The sequence below is a fragment of the Agrobacterium sp. 22-221-1 genome, assembly GCF_053522445.1.
The window spans coordinates 666,072-682,374 of record NZ_JBNWCL010000001.1 but is presented as its reverse complement, the minus strand read 5'-3'; the positions used below and the strand labels follow the sequence as shown (position 1 = coordinate 682,374).

Sequence of the window (16,303 nt, the reverse complement as noted above, 5' to 3'; positions counted from 1 at the left end):
AAACCAGCCCGAAAAAACGGCCGCCTGCCTGCATCAGCCGGGTTTGCGATGCCCGGCTGATGCATCCAGTAAACCACAAATCCTCCACACAAGCCCGAGGATGACGTCAAGTGTGCGGCAAAGCTGGTGGTCGTCTTCATGCGATGTTGCAAGAGCCACTTTGACGGTCGGCGCGGTGCATTCGCGCGAAACTCGAACGTCAATCGCTATCCTCAAAATTTCGTTAGGACTGCGTTCTTCATAGACGAGCCTCGACTAGCTCATATGGAGCAAGCGGATGCCGCTTGTTTCTTCTCCCCGCCGGGGAGAAGGTCGCGGCAGCGGGATGAGGGGGCAAGCTCTCGGCCCATCGTTGACCTCTCCCCCTCATCCGACCCTTCGGGCCACCTTCTCCCCGGCGGGGAGAAGAAACAAGCGGCGAGGTCGCACCTTATCGTGTTTCTCTGCCTTCAATATCCACGACTTAGCCCCACAATTCCGGCCGCGCCGGATAAACCAGCGAACCCTCATAAACCAGTCCCGGCTCACGATCCTGCGCCAATAACAGCGGCCCGTCGAGATCGGCAAAGGCCGCGCCCTGCGCCGCCAGCACCGCTGGCGCCATGCCGAGCGAGGTGCCGAGCATGCAGCCGACCATGATGGTGAAGCCGAGCCTTTCGGCTTCGGCCTTCATGACGAGCGCTTCGGTCAGGCCGCCGGTCTTGTCGAGTTTGATGTTGATCGCATCGTAACGGTCGCGCAGGGCGGCGAGGTCCTTCGTGGAATGCACGCTTTCATCGGCGCAGATCAGCACCGGATGGTCGATGCGGGCGAGGATGTCATCCTTGCCGGCGGGTAGCGGCTGCTCGATCAGCGATATCTTCAGCTCTGCCGCAAGCCGCAGATAATATTCGATATTATAGTCATTCCAGCCCTCATTGGCGTCGATGATGATGCGCGCTTCGGGTGCGGCGGCGCGCACGGCCCTTAGACGCGCTTCGTCATCCGCCGTACCGGTCTTGATCTTCAGCAGCGGGCGGCCTGCGTTTTCAGCCGTCTTTGCGGCCATGGTCTCGGGATCGGCAAGTGAGATGGTGTAGGCGGTGACGAGCGGCTTTGCCGCCTGTCCAAGGATGCGCTCGGCAACGGTTTTGCCGGTGATCTTGGCTTCGAGGTCCCACAGCGCGCAATCGACCGCATTGCGGGCGGCGCCGGGTTGCATCGCCTGCTGTAGTTCCTGCCGTGTCACGCCGCTAGCGATCTGCTCCGCCATCGCCTCGATATCGGCGATGACGCCGTCGATGCTTTCGCCATAACGCGGATAGGGCACACATTCGCCAATGCCGGTAAAGGAACCATCGCGGATGGTGCACGTTACGACATCCGCATGTGTGCGGGTGCCGCGTGAAATGGTGAAGCTGCCGGCGACGGGAAAACGTTCCGTTGTGGCTTGAAGGTAACGGGGCATGTTTTTTCACTTCCGATTGGGCGGCAAAAGACACATGACGCCAAATTTATCACGAATTGTCGGCCGTCACTGTGGCTTGCCGGGGGGCAAAACGTTATGAAACCTTTAAGAATCTCGTGACGGCTGCACTCGCTCGGAGCATTATGCAAGAACAGGACACACGGCAACAGGCGAACCCGGCCGCAATCACCGAAGACGGTTCCGTCTCCGGCGGCGGCTTGCGTTTTGTCATGAGCGGTTCCTGGCGCAACAGCAATCTCGCCGGTGTTTTCCCCAGTCTTGAAAAGATCGAAAAGAGCAAATCCGCCGGCCCGGTGGAAATCGATCTTTCTTCCGTCGAGGCCATCGATACGACGGGCGCATGGATCATCCAGCGCCTGCGCAAGGACCTCGAGGCAAATGGCGCCACCGTCACCGTGACGGGCAATGACCGTATCGAAGAGGTCATCGGCCAGTTGCCCGAAAAGGTGGAGATGGAGGGCGAAGCCGCTGCGAAGGTGGGGCTCGTCGAGCGTATTTTTGCGCCCATCGGCAAGGCCGTCATTCAGAACGGCGCGGATTTCCTGGCGGGCATGTATATTCTCGGCTCGGCCGTGCGCGGCGCGCAGATGAAGCTCGGGCGCGGGCGCGGCGTCTCGCCGGCGGCGATCGTCAACCAGATCGACCATATGGGCGTACGCGCCGTGCCGATCATCATGCTGATGTCGTTCCTGATCGGAGCGATCATCGCGCAGCAGGGCGCGTTCCAGCTGCGTTATTTCGGTGCGGAAGTCTTTGTTGTCGATCTCGTCGGCATTCTGCAATTGCGCGAAATCGGTGTGCTTCTGACCGCGATCATGATCGCCGGCCGTTCCGGCAGCGCGATCACGGCGGAAATCGGCTCGATGAAGATGCGCGAGGAAATCGACGCGCTGAAGGTGATCGGCCTCAACCCCGTGGGCGTTCTGGTGTTTCCGCGGCTGGTGGCGCTCACCATCGCGTTGCCGCTTTTGACCATTCTTGCCAATTTCGCAGCGCTTTTCGGTGCGGCCATCGTGGCGCTGCTTTATTCCGGCATCACGTTTGAAGTGTTCCTGTCGCGCCTGCATGGTGCTGTCGAGGAATCGACCATTGCAGCGGGTATGATCAAGGCGCCGTTCATGGCGCTCATCATCGGCATCGTCGCAGCCGTCGAAGGCATGAAGGTGGGCGGTTCGGCGGAATCGCTCGGTCAGCATGTCACCTCCTCGGTGGTGAAGTCGATCTTCGTCGTCATTCTGGTGGATGGTCTTTTCGCCATCTTCTACGCAGCCATCGATTTTTAGGGAGGGCGCGTTGGAGAAACTGGATCAGAAACCGCAGGAGACCAGAACCGGGAAAGACGGCCGCGAGGTGGTGCTTTCCGTCGAGGGCGTGACCGTCGGTTTCAACGGCCGCAACGTACTCGAAAATCTCGACCTCGATGTCTATCGCGGTGAAATCCTCGGTTTCATCGGCCCCTCCGGTGCCGGCAAATCCGTTTTGATGCGCGCGATCTTGCGGCTCCTGCCGCGGCAGGCGGGTGCGATCCGCATTCTCGGCACTGATTACGACAAGGCGAGCGAAGACGACCGCATGATGCTCGATCAGCGGCTTGGCGTGCTGTTCCAGCAGGGCGCGCTGTTTTCCGGCCTGACGGTGAAGGAAAACATCCAGCTGCCGATGCGCGAATATCTCGACCTGCCGAAGAAGCTGATGGACGAGCTTGCCTATCTGAAGATCGAGATGGTGGGGCTGAAGCCCGATGCGGGCGACAAGTATCCTTCCGAGCTTTCCGGCGGCATGATCAAGCGCGCGGCGCTTGCCCGGGCGCTGTCGCTCGATCCCGACCTCGTCTTCCTCGATGAGCCGACGTCCGGCCTCGATCCCATCGGGGCGGCGGAATTTGATATGCTGATCGCGCGCTTGCGCGATTCGCTCGGCCTGACCGTCTATATGGTGACGCACGACCTCGACAGCCTGTTCTCCGTCTGTGACCGCATTGCGGTGCTGGGCCAGAAGAAAGTGCTGGTGGAAGGGACATTGCAGGACATGTTCGCCTGCGACGACCCGTGGGTGCAGTCCTATTTCCGCGGCAAACGGGCGCGCTCTGTCGTTCTTCCGGACGGCAGACACGAAAATCCGGTGGAGTAACAAGAAGCATGGAAACCAAGGCGAACTACACCATAGTCGGAATTTTCACGCTGATCGTGATCGCCGCCGCATTCGGCTTCGTTTACTGGATGGCGGAGTTCGGTCGTGGCGGCCCGACGGCCCAGCTTGTCGTGCGTATTCCCGGCTCCGCAAACGGTCTTTCCGTCGGTTCTCCCGTGCGCTTCAACGGCATTCCGGTCGGCACCGTGCGCGGTCTTGCCATTGACCGCGACGACCCGGCCTATTCCATCGCCTTTACCGAAGTGCAGGCCGATGCCCCGGTTTTCCCGTCCACCCGCGCCGTGCTTGAAATTCAGGGCCTGACGGGTGCTGCCTATATCGAGCTTTCCGGCGGTAACAAGGATGGCGAGCGCATTCTGCAGAAGGCTGTCGAAAGCGGCGTTCCGGCCGAGCTGACGGCCGATCTTTCCAGCGTCACCAACCTGCTCGCCACCGCCGACAAGATTCTGAAACGCGCCGATGGCGCCATCGGCGAATTGCAGGGTTTCGTGCAGGATGCGCGTGGCCCGTTGACGCAGACGGTGCGCAATGCCGAGAAATTCTCCGATGCGCTGGCGGCCAATTCCGACGGCATCAAGAATTTCATTGCCAGCCTCAGCTCCCTTTCCACCACCGTGCAGTCGGTTTCGGTCCGTCTCGACGGCACGCTCACCGCCATCGAGGATCTGGTGAAGGCCGTGGATGCCGGCAAGATCGATTCCATCCTGTCGAATGTCGACAAGGTGACGAAGGATGTTGCTTCCGCTTCCAGCGACATTCAGGGCATCATGGAGACGGTGCAGAGCACGGCGCGCAACTTCGAAGCGGCGAGCACGGAAGTGCAGACCGTGGTGAAGCGCGCGGATGAGCTTCTGGCTTCCGTCGACCCCGCCAAGGTCAGCACCGTGGTGGGCGATGTTTCCGCGGCGACTGCCGATGCGCGTGACGCTGTGGCGAATTTCAAGCGGATCGCTGATGATGTCGGCGCCCGCCGTGCCGATATCGACCAGGCGGTTTCCGACTTCACAGAAATGGGCCGCAAGCTGAACCTCGCCTCCAGCCGCGTCGACGGCATTCTCGCCAAGGTGGACGGCATGCTCGGCACGGATGACGCCAATTCGCTGTTTGCCAAGGCGCGTGAAACGCTGACCTCGTTCAAGGCGGTGGCGGACAATCTCAACGCCCGCATCGGGCCGATTGCCGACAATCTGACCCGTTTCTCCAGCTCGGGCCTGAAGGATTTCCAGGCGCTGATCGGCAGCACGCGGGTCACGGTCGACAATCTCAACAATGCCATCACCAATATCGACCGCGATCCGCAGCGGTTGATTTTCGGCGGCGAAACCGTGAAACAATATGATGGCAGAACAAGGCGTTAAGAGGGGTATGGGCCAATGACACGATTGATGAACGGCCGTCAGCGCCGCGCCCTCATTCTGGCTCCGCTGTTTGCCGCCTTGATGGCGGGCTGCGCGGGTGCGCCGAAGAACGATACTTTCGATCTCTCCGTCTCTTCGGCGGCGGTGGCGCAGGGACCTTCGCTGAAAAGCCGGCAATTGCTGATCGCCGATCCGACCGCCCTGAAGGCGCTCGACAGCGAAAACATCGTGGTGCGCCTTTCCGGCTCGGAGGTGCAATATCTCGGCAATTCGCAATGGAGCGACCGCCTGCCGCGCATGGTGCAATCCAAGCTCGTGGAAGCATTCGAGGATACCGGCAAGCTCGGCGGCGTCGGCCGGCCGGGGCAGGGGCTGGCAATCGACTATCAGGTCGTGACCGATATTCGCGCCTTCGAAATCGATACGGCGAAGAATATCGCCAATATCGAGATATCGGTGAAGCTCCTGAACGACCGCAACGGCACGGTGAAGGCGCAGGACGTGTTCCGCGCCAGCGCCCGCGTCAGCGGTTCCGGCAACGCCAATTTCGTGAAGGCGCTGGATCAGGCCTTTGCCGCCGCCACGCGCGATATCGTGGCATGGACGCTGAAATCGCTTTAAGTGCTCGGCGTTATTGCCGCCACAGGAAACCGCTTTATGTTCGCGTAGCGCCGGTCACCGATCGGCCTATGCATAATGGTCCCGATCCGTGAGCTCGATCCGTGAGTTGGTGATGCGATTTCTGCTGCTGCTTTGCCTTATCTTTTCCGCCCTGTCTGGAACGGGCGCCGCTATGGCGGCCGGTCTCCGGCTGATCGACGTTCCTGCCGCGAATGGTAAAGCTGCCATGAAGGCTGCGGTTTGGTCGCCCTGCGCGGCCGCGCCGGAAGAGGTCAGGATCGGTCCCTTCCTTTTGCCCGCCGTGCGCGATTGCCCTGTTCCTGATGGCAAATATCCGCTCATCGTCATCTCCCATGGCTTTGGCGGCACCTATTTCAGCCATCGGGACACGGCGGCGGCGCTGGCGGATGCCGGCTTCATTGTTGCGGCGATCAATCACCCCGGAGACAATGCGCTTGAAATGAAGAAGGCGGGCGAGCTTTCCGCGCTGACTGGCCGTCCGGCGGATATTGCCCGGTTGCTCGATCATCTGCTTGAAGGTTTTAGCGACGCCGGTTCCATCGATGCCGGGCGGATCGGCGTCTTCGGATTTTCGCGCGGCGGTTATACCGCGCTGGTACTTGCCGGCGGCACGCCTGATTTTGCCAATGCCGGGCTGCCCTGTCCTGACCCGCAGGCGCCGATTTGCACGCAGATGCGGCAGAAGACGACATTGCCGCAGCATGGCGGTCAGGATGCGCGGATAAGGGCTGTGGTTGCCGCCGACCCGTTGAATGCCTTTCCCGGCGCGGGCGACCTGAAGAATATCACGATCCCCGTCCAGCTCTGGAGTTCGGAACGCGGCGGCGATGGTGTCGCGCCGCAGGATGTTGCAAGGCTGCGCGACGATCTGCCGGTGAAACCGGACTATCGGATGGTAAAAGGGGCGGGGCACTTTTCCTTTATCGCCCCTTGCCCCGCCGAGATGGAAAAGGCCGTGCCCCAGATTTGCAGCGATGCGGCGGGTTTTGACCGGGCGGGGTTTCACCGCAGCTTCAACGCCGAGGTGGTCAGCTTCTTCAAGGCGTCGCTGCGCTGAGGCATCGTTCCTTTCCGTGCCGGTCAGGCGGCGTCCTGCTGCGACTTCCATTCCGGCAGGGGGAAAACCCGGTCGTAGCTCCAGTTGAAGACAAAAGCATAGACCACGTAAAACAGCGCAAACGAGATATCCATCACCAGCGCGTGGGCAAGGCTGATATTCAGATACCAGGCGATGAAGGGCATCAGCACGATCAGCAGACCGAGTTCGAACAGCACGGCATGGGCGACCCGAAGGGCGGGCGTCTTCAGCGTCGTGCCTTTCAGCCGCTGCATGGCGTGGTCGAAACCGAGATTGTAGACATAGTTCCAGACCGTCGCCAGCGTGGCGCTGACGATGCCGACAATGCCGATATCTTCCATCGGCATGCCAAACAGCAGCGCACCGAGCGGAATGATGAGCAGCAGGCCGATGATTTCGAAGCTGAGGGCGTGGCGGATACGATCTTGCAGGGAACGCATTTCATTCTCCGGTATGTGACCGGGCCGTCCCGCATGCTGTCGCCGATGTGGCCGAGGTCGTCCTCGCGCTGAGGCATATAGAGGTTTTGGGCGAATTTTTCAAGCACTGCGCATTTGGGGCCTCGGATATGGCTGGAAGGTCGCCGCTTGTTTCTTCTCCCCGCCGGGGAGAAGTCCGCGGCAGCGGGATGAGGGGGGCACGCTCTCCGCATATCTCTGCGCTAGCCCCCTCATCCGACCCTTCGGGCCACCTTCTCCCCGGCGGGGAGAAGAAACAGGCGGCAGCACCTTGTCTTCTCGCTTGACCGTTGTTTCGCGTGAGCGCGGAACAAGACCGGCGCATTTTCGTTATTGCTTATGGAAGGAGGCGTGCCATGCAGCAGAATTCCTCTGAGGGGAGAACGATAAAGGCCGCCAACACGGCGAAGGTTTCGACTTACACGCCAAGCCTCATTTCTCTTAAGGGAAGTTATGTGGCGATGATATTTCGCAGACCGCTTTGCCGAAATCCGCTGGATGTGCGGAAGAAATAAGGGCGACGGCATTTGCCTGCTCCCGCACATCGATGACGACGACTGCCGAAATGATGATGAGCTTTAGATGTCTCTAAAGTGTGATTTTCAATCCGGCCCGTCTCCACCTAGACTGGAGATCGCCACCAGAGCGAAGGGAGAATGACATGAAATCAGTTCTCATTATCGCCGCTGTCTTTGGTTTTTCCGCCAGTGCAGCGCTTGCGGAATGCGCAGGTCATCAACAGATCAACGCTTCCGTTCCTGCCGTAGACCGTGAATTCAAAACCGCAAGCATCGTTCCGCCGACAGATCCGGTGGAAAAGCCAGTCGTCATCCTGAAAAAGACCGACCGCCTTCCTGCGACGGTTGCGACGACCGGTGAACCAGAAGCAGCAATGCAACGCATGCAATAAACAGGAACAACAACCTCTTCATTCTGAAAATCCCGTGCGTGAGGTGATCCGCACGGGATTTTGCTTTCAGGAGGAAGGCGGGGCAACCGTCGCTTTCACAGCGCCGCTCTTGCCGGTTCCTTGCATCGGCGACTAGAGCATTTCCAGTAAAAGTGCGAAGCGGTTTTACGTCCGGAAAATGCGTAAAAACAAAGAGGTAGAGCACGTCCACCGATTCCGTTTAAACCGGGCGTGCTCTAGCTGTCGAGTTTCAGCGACAGCTGTTTCGGCCCTTCGTTCTTTTTGAGCACGTAAAGCGGCCGGGTGATGATGACTTCCGTTCGCCGTTGCAGCTCGCGCCGCCGCTCGAGCGCGCGTTCGCGCATATCGCGGGAGCGGGCGACAACGGAGAGGGCATTTTCTATGGCTGCGTCTGCTGTGTTCATCGCTGACCTCCATAATGTTCACTTTATGTTCTCATTATTGGTGGCTTGTGTCAACACTATGGCAGGGTTGCCGGCAGGCGGTTTGGCGCCCGGCACAATGAACGGACGGGCGCGCGACAGGCTGCGTCGGGTGCGCGAGGGATCGGCTTTGCCCACACATCGACCTTCACAGCACGAACCTGTTCCGGCAGTGTCGACAGGGACACTCCGGACCTGCTGTGTTGATTTTTACGATGATGTTTCGATGACGCCGGCGCTGATCCGCCTGGCTTAAGGAGGGTATCAGGAGAGGGGGCGTTGATCCGGCGCGGGAACGCCGCCGGCGGACAATAGATCGGTGAGATGCTCGCTGGCGAGCGCGACGATGGCAAGGGCGGCCTGCTGGCGGTTCCAGCCGGCATGTTCCGCTTTTTCGATCAGCCCGTGAATGGAAGGTTCCAGCGCAAACTGGCACTCGGCCTGATAGTCCATGGTGTCGATCGAAAGCGACGGGGAATTGATTGCGGCCCGCATCCTTTGGTCTCCCTGTTTTCCGTCATGTCCACATACGCGAGACGCAAATCGGAACATGCACATTCAGAGGCCGGTGATATCGGGTATGCTCATGAGGCCCGCATATCACTGGCAGCGAATCCCCCAGCAGGCGGACGTTAGCGGCAAGTCTTGATCGCTGTCAACGCGTGCGCGGCGGCGATGACGTCGCCATCTTCGTTTTCAGAGCCTTCCGTTCCGGAAAGGCTTTCGTCGCCAGATCAGCAGCGCCATCACATAAAGCGCAAAAAGCACGAACCATGTGACGGGCAGCACCATGAAAAGCGCCGCATAAGCGCAGTTTCCCTCAAAACAGGAGCCGAGAAATCCGGAATCGGCAAGCGCTGCCGATAATAAAAACGCACATATCCCGCTCCCGACCGCGCCGAGAATGAAAAGCAATATGTTGATGAGCAATCTCATGGTCCCGATCATAAGGACGATTGAGACAGCTTTGGGGAAACGGCGTCACGGAGAGATCTATATTCACCGTTTCGGCCGCCTTGAGAAGGAATGAACATCTTTTCCCGCCGCAGAGAGTTGATGAAAACATTAAGTCGAATTCTAAATTTGACTCGCGTTTTACGGGAATTATGGTTTTATTACTTCGGGGTTATAAATGGGGATTTTCAGATGATCAGGGTCGTTTTTATTACGCTTGCATTTTTTCTCTTCGTCATATCGCCGTCTGTTGCTCAGGATTCAGCTCCTGACTGGAAAAAATTTGGTTCCGAATATTTGACCTATAATGGTCAGGCCCTGAGGTTCGACGCGGCAGACCTGCAGCGCCACCAGAACCGCTTGCGTTGCGTAAAAATGAATAATTACGGATGCGTTATGGGGCGAAGCTGGCAAGGGGCAGTTAGCAACGATAGGGTCGGTCATGCCATCTTTGAGCATCCGAAATGGTCGGTGCGCGCAGTTGTCCGGGATTATTGCTCGAAGAACCGCAGGGGATTGCGATCTGCAATGCAGATTGCCGAGACCTACTCACCCTGGTGCGATACGCTGGGCACCGTCGGGGTTCGAAACGGCTGGGGCAGATCATGCACTGGCGGTCCGCAGCCGCCTGCAGGCTTCAAAGGTCCTCTCTGCGCAAAACCCGCAAACGGCACTCCGGTGGCCGGCCAGTGCGGGAGCTGCAATTGCCCCGATGGCGTTGCGCGGGGCATGGCGGCCAGCGTGAACGTCGGGGTCAATGACAATCTTGAGCTTTTCGGTACTGACGGCTCCCCGAATGTCGGCAATCTGGTTGCCGTTCTCGGTAGCAAATTCAGGCGGGAGACCGGTTTTGCGGTCAATGAAGGGCTGATCAAGGAAGGTATCGAGCTGGCGGGGCAATGCCGCTGAGAGGCTTCTAGCTCCGCGTGAACAATGCGCTTTGGGAATACCGACAGAGGCGGCGCAAGCCGCCTTTTTAACGGACGGCGTCCAAGGCTGGCAGCTTGCCCAAGGCCTCATCGGCCCGTATGGCCGACGCTGGCTGCGTCCGTTAATTTTATGATAAATCAAGGAGTTAATGGTGGGTGATGTAGGGCTCGAACCTACGACCCGCTGATTAAGAGTTATATTGAAAGCGAATAAAGACTGAGAAAACAATATTAGCGGTTTCCAATCTTTCCAAAATACACCCGAGATAAACCGAGAACGTTTGGTGAATTGGGAACCGCAATTAGCTATTTATCACCACTGTTTCGGAAGGCCAAGGGCTCAATTTCTTTCCACCGGTCTTCCATCAGCTTCATGGCGTCTTTCGCCAAGCTTCTAAGGGCAACCTCACGCCCGTAATGCTGCACCATCTGCGTCGACATATTGCAGATCGCGCCAACCTGGCTTTCGGTGCAGCCAACCTCCAGCAGATTAATCACCGCATTCTTTCGCAGCCCGTGGAACACGATTCTGTTCTCTCGAAATGGCTTGAACTCTTCTCTGTTCATGAGCTTTTGCCATTCGGTTCGGAACCCGTCGGCCGTCTTGTACGATGCCGTGCGAGAACCAGCGTGCAGCATAATGCTGTCCGACTTTGGCGCCCGATCCATCCATTTCCGGTATTCGGAGTGGATCGGTATCCAGACGGAGTTTTTTGTTTTCTGGGCTCGGACTTCCATCGTGGTGTCGCCCGACTTGGGCTTTTTCATCTTGATGACGTCGCTCTGTCTCTGGCCAGTGAAAAAGGCCGACAGACAGATGAGTTTGAGATGGAAGGGGGCATGTTCGAACATGATCTCGAAGGCCCAATTCGGCCACGGAACCCATGGTTCACCGCCGGGTATCTTCTCGGTATGTTCAACCACGTTGGTCGTGCAGTAGCCTCGGGGAACGCCCCATGACATCAGGCGGGACAGGAAGGCCCTAAATTGGTTCGCGGTCGCCGGCGTCTCTCCTAGCTCGTCTATGGCCTCCTGAGCGTCAACTGTCGTCAGGTCGGAGGGCAGCATGTCTCCCCACGTCTCCACGATCATGGTGCCGGACGCCTTGTAGCCGCGCTGCGTCGACGGTGCCAGCTCGGTCCAAGAGGGGTTTGTCTCGCTCTGGAAGGCTTCGACCAGAGATTTGAAGTCTTTCACGCCTCCCCGACCGCGGCGCACTCTTGATGAGAATGCCTTTTCAGCCTTCCCCCAAAACTCCTCGCTCTTGATGTCGGGGAGGCGGGTCCCGTCGAGGATGAAGCCCTTATTGTCTCTCTCCATGCTTTCGCAGATCGAAAGCCGCAGAGAGAAATCCCGGTCAAGCGGATCAGGTAGGGCGATGGAAGGCCATGCTTCCTTCGTGTTTCGTGACCGGGTGTAGAAGGTGTAGACCGTGGATGAGCCATCCTTGCGGCGCTTCGTCACCCGGTGAACGTGCTTAGGCAGTTCCACTGTGCCGCTTTTCCCTGATCTTTTCACGGAACCGTGCTCCAAACGTCGATATGTGTTGGCCATCAAGGCCCATGGCTTTATCGAGATCATCTCGATACCAGAACTTCCGGCGGGTGCTGTCAACAACTCTCGGAGACGGGTATGTTGACCCGACGCGCTCCAGAAAGTCCTCGACGTGCTTTTCCCCGCAATAACCAGCCGCGACTTCTGCAGTCATTCTCACTGGCCAGCTCCCAGATGGGATTAAGGATGGGCGTCTCGTCATCCCTCGCTCCTTTCAAGCGCCGCTCGGCCGGAGGCTGCCTGATCGTTCAACCATTGTTCGATTTGGCGAGCGCTAAATCGAACTAGCCTTCCGACCCGTATTTCTTTCGGGAAATTTACGCGCTGATCTCGCCTCCACCGATGCAGTGTCATCGGAGATATGCCAAATCGCTCCGTCAATTCAGATATTGTGACCAGATCAGTTTGACGAAGCTCTGAACTAGTAGCCTCCCATTCTGAGCCAGATAGTTGAACGCGGATGCGTAGCTCTCTCATATCTCCATCAAGGGCTTTTGCTGCTGCCTCTGCCCAAGCGCTGTTGAATTCCCTTGCCTCCCTCTCGCGCGTCTCGGCTTCGGATAGGAGTTGACGGAGGCGGGTGATTTCGGATTGCAGCGATGCTACATGCTCCATCGCGTCGGCGGGCCATTTCGGGTTCATCATTGACGTGGCGCGAACCTCGTCAGCTATCTGGCTTTTCCAGCTTCTCGGCATGCCTCAGCCCTCCTGCTTTGCGGGTGCTGCGGCGACCATCGCGTGCCAGATATCGTGCGCCACTCCTTCTTCGTCTTCGTTGCCCCAATCGACCTTTAGCGCTGCGGACACCATTTCATCCGTTGCGTCCTCTGGCACGAGCTGCCAACCTTCCTGAAGAGCGCCAAACCGGTGAACATCGACGTCACCAGTATAGCTGCCTTGTTGAACCCATGCTCCGGATGTCCCAGAAACATCATCGGCGGCGATGTATATGTCTTCCGCCACGTCCTGCACCTGTGCGGAGAGGGCTGCATACCGAGACAGGCAATCAGCTTGGCATGCCGCCTTGGCCGCTTCGAGTGATACACCAGAGCAGTTCGGCACGGCACTCCACGTCAAGTTTCGATCAAACACGAATGGCCGAGTGGAGCCTGCCCACGTCTTTCCGTCCGCGGTGATGTTGAGCATCCATTCTCGGTCGCCCATGCGGGCTTTCAGATTGCCGCCGTCATCATCCCATTGGAGCGTCTTCACGGCCACGGATGTCGCTGACAGTGCCTGTGCGGAGAGGGTGGAGCGAATACGGGCCTTGTAGTCGGCTTGGGCGGCGGCTTTGGCTTTATCAAGCGTCGAATAATCGCCAAGCGTCATTGCGTCGCGGAAGCGAAGGTAGAAACGGTCGCCTGAGTGCGGGATGCAGTAGAGACCCACCACAGACGGGGCCAGAGTTTCCCCGCTTGGCGGAATAGGTTCATTTCGCCACTCCAAAGCCTTCACGGCCACAGATGGCGAGGGCTGTGGCTCTGCGGACAGGCAGGCTATCTCCTTCGACTGGTCGATTAGGAGATCGACAGCGTTATCAATCGCCAGTGGATCAACCGAGCCGTTTCTCAGGCTCTCGCGAAGCTTTGCGACGACGTTCCGTGTTCGTTCGTTTAACTCGTCATCATCCTCGCCAAGCTCTGGCTCGTTGTCAGACTGGCACCTGCGATATCCGGCTTTGAAGCCTTCTTCGTACATGGTCATTTCAGGACCAGTACGCATACCGAATGCGAGGAAGCCGATTGTTGTCCTGATGTGATGCAGGAAACATTCCTTGAGAGTGTCGTCTTCTGTGCCTTCCGAGCAATAGGCTTCCGTCGTCGCGGCGAGTGTGCTCAATGCACGGATATCTGTCGCTATCGCCTTTGGCGCTGTCAGTGTATCGGTCTCGTCGTAACGTTCAGCAATACGGGCCGCATACTCTATAACTAACGCCACCGGCCCCGCAGCGGACAGGGCGGCTTCGATGTCGCTGAATTTGATATCCCAAAACGCGTCTGCGCCTTCTGGTGCGTGTTCGATAACCGCTTTTGCCAGTTTAACCAGCGTGTTGCTTTCTTCACTCTGCATGGTGTTCGCCTCCTGTGCTGGCGAGGGCGTAATCCTCGATGTCGAGTTGCGGAGATTTGAGACGGCGCGTGGCGTGCCTTCGCAGCAGTTGACGGCGCGTTCCAAAAGTGAGGCGCGGAAAGCCTTCCACTCCTTCGAATAGATCGAACCGCCGGGATAACGCTTCATGCGTTCAGCGCTTATCGGCATAGCCACCTCCCACGATTTCACCCGTGTCCCGTCGAATGACCGTTCCGTCCATCAGCTTCTTGAATTTCTGATTTGAGAGCGACGACTTCTTCTTGCCCATCACCCGCTTGATCTGGTTGCGGTTGACCTTGGCTCGGACGGTCGCTTCGCTTTTCGTCTTTGCGGCGTGGGCTTTGGCGGTGACGGCCTGGAGATTGGATTCCCGGTTCTCGCCGTCGAGCCACAGCGGTTTGATGTGGTCGAATTCAGCCCTGACGCCATCTGTGAAGGCAACGCCGGTCAAAGCGCACTTCCACCCCTGACGCTCAAGAATGCGCCGCTTGCAGGCGGCTGTGGGCATGCTGTCGTCGGTACGTCCGATCCACTCATCAACTGTCCGGGCCATCAGATACCTCCCCAGCGAGCCAGCAGCAGAGCGATAAACCCGCACGCAAAGCTAAACAGCCAAAGCGTCTTCTCGTCTTTGACAGCTCCGACAGCTGACACAATCAGGCCGGCGGCAAAGAAGAATGCGAAAACGCCGACGAGAGTGTAAAGCAGGATATTGGCGATCATCACCTCTGCCCTCCCAGCGCGCGTGTCATCATGTCCCGCTTGCGGCGCTGCAGATCGCGGACACGTCCGGTTTTGCCGTGGGATTGCTTTGCCTGTCGGATCTCGGCGTCGATCTCGGTTTGCCAGTTGTATTCCCGGGCGAGGTTCCGTCTCGACTTCCAAGCGAGCCAGTGGTGGATGGCGCGGCGGATGAGGCGGTTCATGACTTCACCCCGACGACCAAGAGAGCCACGATGGCGACAATGCCTCGCGTGATGATGCTCAGCAGGATAGCTGTGCCGGTGAACGTCCAGAACGAATAGAAGATGATGTTGAACAGTTCAGCCATCGACGCCTCCCAGATCAGAAGCCTTGCAGTCCAGAACCTCGGCGTAATACTCGACAGCCGATTCCAGACTGGTGTTGCCCTTGGCAATAGCTCGCAGCGACATGCTGATAGCCTTCGCCTTTTCGAGACCGGCGGGAGACAGCTTTTTCATCTCGCCTTCGGACCAGCCCTTTTCGACTTCCTTCCATGCCTCGGTAGGCGCCGTCGCAGCCATCGGCAGCATTTCAGCGGCAAACCGGATCAGGATATCGCGCTCTGGATCGGTCGAGGCCGGAGCATCGGAGGCGGGGACATCATCCGCTCCGGCCTCATCTACTGGCGGATTGCCAACGTTATCCGACGACGGGGCAGGGGATTCATCGTCGGAATTGGTGTTGGTCAGTAGCTCGCCCGTGAGAGCGTCGTGGGCATCGTCGGCTGGGATAGATGCGGCGAAGCCTTCGCGCTCGCCAGTGTCTTCCTGTGTGGCTTCCCGCGATACCGCAAGCCGTTCAGACAGCGATGGCTTCGGCGTGATATCGCGCGCTGCCCGTGAGCGGGTCGTGTCTTCCATGTCGACCATCTCGTCATCGGTATAGACGCCAAGCATGGTGGCCGGTTCATAGATGCGGCACCAGTCGCGCGTTCCGCGGTAGATGAGCATGCGGGGGAAGTTCTTCGGAGACCACGGCGAGTTGTTGCCCGTCGTTTTCCATTCCGCCACGGAGCCGTCGAAGAGACGAGCGCCGGGGATGCGAATGCCAGGTTTCAGGAACGAGACGAGTGGGCCAGTGCTGTCACCAACGGTTACTTCTTCATTGAACGGCCTGTCGCTCATGTAGATGCGGGTGTCGTCGCCCGAGCCGGTGATGTGGTGATGGAGGTTCATGCCGAGCTTGGCTTGAAGTACGGCGGCGACCAGCTTCCCTTCGTAGCAGAGCTTTCCATGAACGACAGAAACGCACTGCGCGACTGCGAAAGGATCGAGCCCCCAGCGAACGGCTTGGTTCACGACTAGAAAGCAGTTCGAAATGATCGTGTCGTATGGAAGGGGCTTCTTGTCGTTCGCCTTGCCTTCCATGTAGAGGCTTTCCGGCATCAGCGTGGAACGGGCCATAACGGTCGCTACGCGCTGCATGTGCTCGAAACGGGAGGTATCAAGCAGAGGAACAGCGTCGATTACCTCGATGCGCTCACGGACTGCGGTAGGCTGTTTCTGTTCAACGATGGCATTCAT

Annotated in this window: 20 protein-coding genes and 1 tRNA gene; 7 read left to right on the top strand and 14 right to left on the bottom strand. The window is 58.5% G+C overall.

The genetic code is table 11. From position 1 onward, the window contains the following. Positions 1-463: 463 nt before the first annotated feature. Positions 464-1,447, bottom strand: coding sequence for an N-acetyl-D-Glu racemase DgcA (gene dgcA, locus ACQZ5N_RS03525; RefSeq protein ID WP_448732092.1), 984 nt, complete (start codon positions 1,445-1,447; stop codon positions 464-466). 143 nt (positions 1,448-1,590) lie between these two features. Between dgcA and ACQZ5N_RS03520 the strand changes: the two genes are divergently transcribed. The 5 genes from ACQZ5N_RS03520 to ACQZ5N_RS03500 all read left to right on the top strand — a co-directional run bounded on the left by ACQZ5N_RS03520 (position 1,591) and on the right by ACQZ5N_RS03500 (position 6,676). Then, a complete protein-coding gene (locus tag ACQZ5N_RS03520) occupies positions 1,591-2,751 on the top strand; it encodes an MlaE family lipid ABC transporter permease subunit (RefSeq protein ID WP_448732091.1) in 1,161 nt (386 codons plus the stop codon). Positions 2,752-2,761: 10 nt separating this feature from the next. Next, positions 2,762-3,598 carry an ABC transporter ATP-binding protein gene (locus ACQZ5N_RS03515; protein ID WP_035223193.1) on the top strand — a complete coding sequence of 279 codons (837 nt, stop codon included), beginning with the start codon at positions 2,762-2,764 and terminating at the stop codon, positions 3,596-3,598. A gap of 8 nt (positions 3,599-3,606) precedes the next feature. Continuing rightward, positions 3,607-4,977, top strand: a complete 1,371-nt coding sequence (locus ACQZ5N_RS03510) for an MlaD family protein (RefSeq protein ID WP_059760131.1) — start codon at positions 3,607-3,609, stop codon at positions 4,975-4,977. 15 nt (positions 4,978-4,992) lie between these two features. After that, on the top strand, positions 4,993-5,598 hold the full coding sequence (locus ACQZ5N_RS03505) for an ABC-type transport auxiliary lipoprotein family protein (RefSeq protein ID WP_080851881.1): 606 nt from the start codon (positions 4,993-4,995) through the stop codon (positions 5,596-5,598). 112 nt (positions 5,599-5,710) lie between these two features. Next, positions 5,711-6,676 carry an alpha/beta hydrolase family protein gene (locus ACQZ5N_RS03500; protein WP_448732090.1) on the top strand — a complete coding sequence of 322 codons (966 nt, stop codon included), beginning with the start codon at positions 5,711-5,713 and terminating at the stop codon, positions 6,674-6,676. Positions 6,677-6,699: 23 nt separating this feature from the next. Here the strand turns inward: ACQZ5N_RS03500 and ACQZ5N_RS03495 are convergent, their stop codons facing one another. Continuing rightward, entirely contained in the window at positions 6,700-7,137 is a 438-nt protein-coding gene (locus ACQZ5N_RS03495; protein ID WP_080851886.1) for a PACE efflux transporter, read from the bottom strand. A gap of 679 nt (positions 7,138-7,816) precedes the next feature. Between ACQZ5N_RS03495 and ACQZ5N_RS03490 the strand changes: the two genes are divergently transcribed. Next, a complete protein-coding gene (locus ACQZ5N_RS03490) occupies positions 7,817-8,065 on the top strand; it encodes a hypothetical protein (RefSeq protein WP_003524756.1) in 249 nt (82 codons plus the stop codon). 236 nt (positions 8,066-8,301) lie between these two features. Here the strand turns inward: ACQZ5N_RS03490 and ACQZ5N_RS03485 are convergent, their stop codons facing one another. From ACQZ5N_RS03485 to ACQZ5N_RS03475, 3 genes are all read right to left on the bottom strand, one after another. After that, positions 8,302-8,490, bottom strand: coding sequence for a hypothetical protein (locus tag ACQZ5N_RS03485; RefSeq protein WP_003524758.1), 189 nt, complete (start codon positions 8,488-8,490; stop codon positions 8,302-8,304). A 282-nt stretch (positions 8,491-8,772) separates the two neighbouring features. Further along, positions 8,773-9,003, bottom strand: a complete 231-nt coding sequence (locus ACQZ5N_RS03480) for a hypothetical protein (RefSeq protein WP_003524760.1) — start codon at positions 9,001-9,003, stop codon at positions 8,773-8,775. Between the two features lie 201 nt (positions 9,004-9,204). Further along, complete coding sequence (locus ACQZ5N_RS03475) at positions 9,205-9,456, bottom strand: hypothetical protein (protein ID WP_020810465.1); 252 nt, start codon at positions 9,454-9,456, stop codon at positions 9,205-9,207. Between the two features lie 78 nt (positions 9,457-9,534). Here ACQZ5N_RS03475 and ACQZ5N_RS03470 point away from each other — a divergent pair, with 78 nt between their 5' ends. Further along, the gene (locus ACQZ5N_RS03470; protein ID WP_448732089.1) at positions 9,535-10,371 is read left to right on the top strand and encodes a hypothetical protein; all 837 of its coding nucleotides are present in this window, start codon (positions 9,535-9,537) and stop codon (positions 10,369-10,371) included. Positions 10,372-10,541: 170 nt separating this feature from the next. Here ACQZ5N_RS03470 and ACQZ5N_RS03465 read toward each other — a convergent pair. The 9 genes from ACQZ5N_RS03465 to ACQZ5N_RS03425 form a co-directional block, all read right to left on the bottom strand. After that, a tRNA-OTHER gene (locus ACQZ5N_RS03465) sits at positions 10,542-10,654 on the bottom strand. Positions 10,655-10,697: 43 nt separating this feature from the next. Continuing rightward, complete coding sequence (locus tag ACQZ5N_RS03460; RefSeq protein WP_448732088.1) at positions 10,698-12,005, bottom strand: tyrosine-type recombinase/integrase; 1,308 nt, start codon at positions 12,003-12,005, stop codon at positions 10,698-10,700. Positions 12,006-12,143: 138 nt separating this feature from the next. Further along, on the bottom strand, positions 12,144-12,422 hold the full coding sequence (locus tag ACQZ5N_RS03455; RefSeq protein WP_448732105.1) for a helix-turn-helix transcriptional regulator: 279 nt from the start codon (positions 12,420-12,422) through the stop codon (positions 12,144-12,146). Positions 12,423-12,644: 222 nt separating this feature from the next. Beyond that, positions 12,645-14,204, bottom strand: a complete 1,560-nt coding sequence (locus ACQZ5N_RS03450; protein WP_448732087.1) for a hypothetical protein — start codon at positions 14,202-14,204, stop codon at positions 12,645-12,647. Continuing rightward, positions 14,188-14,589, bottom strand: coding sequence for an HNH endonuclease (locus ACQZ5N_RS03445; RefSeq protein ID WP_448732086.1), 402 nt, complete (start codon positions 14,587-14,589; stop codon positions 14,188-14,190). Before ACQZ5N_RS03445 ends, ACQZ5N_RS03450 begins: the two co-directional genes overlap by 17 nt. Next, complete coding sequence (locus tag ACQZ5N_RS03440) at positions 14,589-14,759, bottom strand: hypothetical protein (protein ID WP_448732085.1); 171 nt, start codon at positions 14,757-14,759, stop codon at positions 14,589-14,591. The genes ACQZ5N_RS03445 and ACQZ5N_RS03440 overlap by 1 nt, the downstream gene beginning before the upstream one ends. Then, positions 14,759-14,962 (bottom strand): hypothetical protein, encoded by a 204-nt coding sequence (locus ACQZ5N_RS03435; RefSeq protein ID WP_035198509.1) that lies wholly within the window; start codon positions 14,960-14,962, stop codon positions 14,759-14,761. Before ACQZ5N_RS03435 ends, ACQZ5N_RS03440 begins: the two co-directional genes overlap by 1 nt. After that, positions 14,959-15,087, bottom strand: a complete 129-nt coding sequence (locus ACQZ5N_RS03430; protein ID WP_448732084.1) for a hypothetical protein — start codon at positions 15,085-15,087, stop codon at positions 14,959-14,961. The genes ACQZ5N_RS03435 and ACQZ5N_RS03430 overlap by 4 nt, the downstream gene beginning before the upstream one ends. Then, positions 15,080-16,303 (bottom strand): recombinase family protein, encoded by a 1,224-nt coding sequence (locus tag ACQZ5N_RS03425; RefSeq protein WP_448732083.1) that lies wholly within the window; start codon positions 16,301-16,303, stop codon positions 15,080-15,082. The genes ACQZ5N_RS03430 and ACQZ5N_RS03425 overlap by 8 nt, the downstream gene beginning before the upstream one ends.

Excerpts from the sequence above, each read along its gene's own strand:
- ACQZ5N_RS03520 (WP_448732091.1), top strand. The coding sequence starts at position 1,591 with ATGCAAGAACAGGACACACGGCAACAGGCGAACCCGGCCGCAATCACC.
- ACQZ5N_RS03445 (WP_448732086.1), bottom strand. The coding sequence starts at position 14,589 with ATGGCCCGGACAGTTGATGAGTGGATCGGACGTACCGACGACAGCATG.
- ACQZ5N_RS03455 (WP_448732105.1), bottom strand. The coding sequence starts at position 12,422 with ATGAGAGAGCTACGCATCCGCGTTCAACTATCTGGCTCAGAATGGGAG.
- ACQZ5N_RS03505 (WP_080851881.1), top strand. The coding sequence starts at position 4,993 with ATGACACGATTGATGAACGGCCGTCAGCGCCGCGCCCTCATTCTGGCT.
- ACQZ5N_RS03500 (WP_448732090.1), top strand. The coding sequence starts at position 5,711 with ATGCGATTTCTGCTGCTGCTTTGCCTTATCTTTTCCGCCCTGTCTGGA.
- ACQZ5N_RS03475 (WP_020810465.1), bottom strand. The coding sequence starts at position 9,456 with ATGATCGGGACCATGAGATTGCTCATCAACATATTGCTTTTCATTCTC.
- ACQZ5N_RS03480 (WP_003524760.1), bottom strand. The coding sequence starts at position 9,003 with ATGCGGGCCGCAATCAATTCCCCGTCGCTTTCGATCGACACCATGGAC.
- ACQZ5N_RS03440 (WP_448732085.1), bottom strand. The coding sequence starts at position 14,759 with ATGATCGCCAATATCCTGCTTTACACTCTCGTCGGCGTTTTCGCATTC.
- ACQZ5N_RS03510 (WP_059760131.1), top strand. The coding sequence starts at position 3,607 with ATGGAAACCAAGGCGAACTACACCATAGTCGGAATTTTCACGCTGATC.
- ACQZ5N_RS03430 (WP_448732084.1), bottom strand. The coding sequence starts at position 15,087 with ATGGCTGAACTGTTCAACATCATCTTCTATTCGTTCTGGACGTTCACC.
- ACQZ5N_RS03450 (WP_448732087.1), bottom strand. The coding sequence starts at position 14,204 with ATGCCGATAAGCGCTGAACGCATGAAGCGTTATCCCGGCGGTTCGATC.
- ACQZ5N_RS03495 (WP_080851886.1), bottom strand. The coding sequence starts at position 7,137 with ATGCGTTCCCTGCAAGATCGTATCCGCCACGCCCTCAGCTTCGAAATC.
- ACQZ5N_RS03485 (WP_003524758.1), bottom strand. The coding sequence starts at position 8,490 with ATGAACACAGCAGACGCAGCCATAGAAAATGCCCTCTCCGTTGTCGCC.
- ACQZ5N_RS03425 (WP_448732083.1), bottom strand. The coding sequence starts at position 16,303 with ATGAATGCCATCGTTGAACAGAAACAGCCTACCGCAGTCCGTGAGCGC.
- ACQZ5N_RS03490 (WP_003524756.1), top strand. The coding sequence starts at position 7,817 with ATGAAATCAGTTCTCATTATCGCCGCTGTCTTTGGTTTTTCCGCCAGT.
- dgcA (WP_448732092.1), bottom strand. The coding sequence starts at position 1,447 with ATGCCCCGTTACCTTCAAGCCACAACGGAACGTTTTCCCGTCGCCGGC.
- ACQZ5N_RS03470 (WP_448732089.1), top strand. The coding sequence starts at position 9,535 with ATGAACATCTTTTCCCGCCGCAGAGAGTTGATGAAAACATTAAGTCGA.
- ACQZ5N_RS03435 (WP_035198509.1), bottom strand. The coding sequence starts at position 14,962 with ATGAACCGCCTCATCCGCCGCGCCATCCACCACTGGCTCGCTTGGAAG.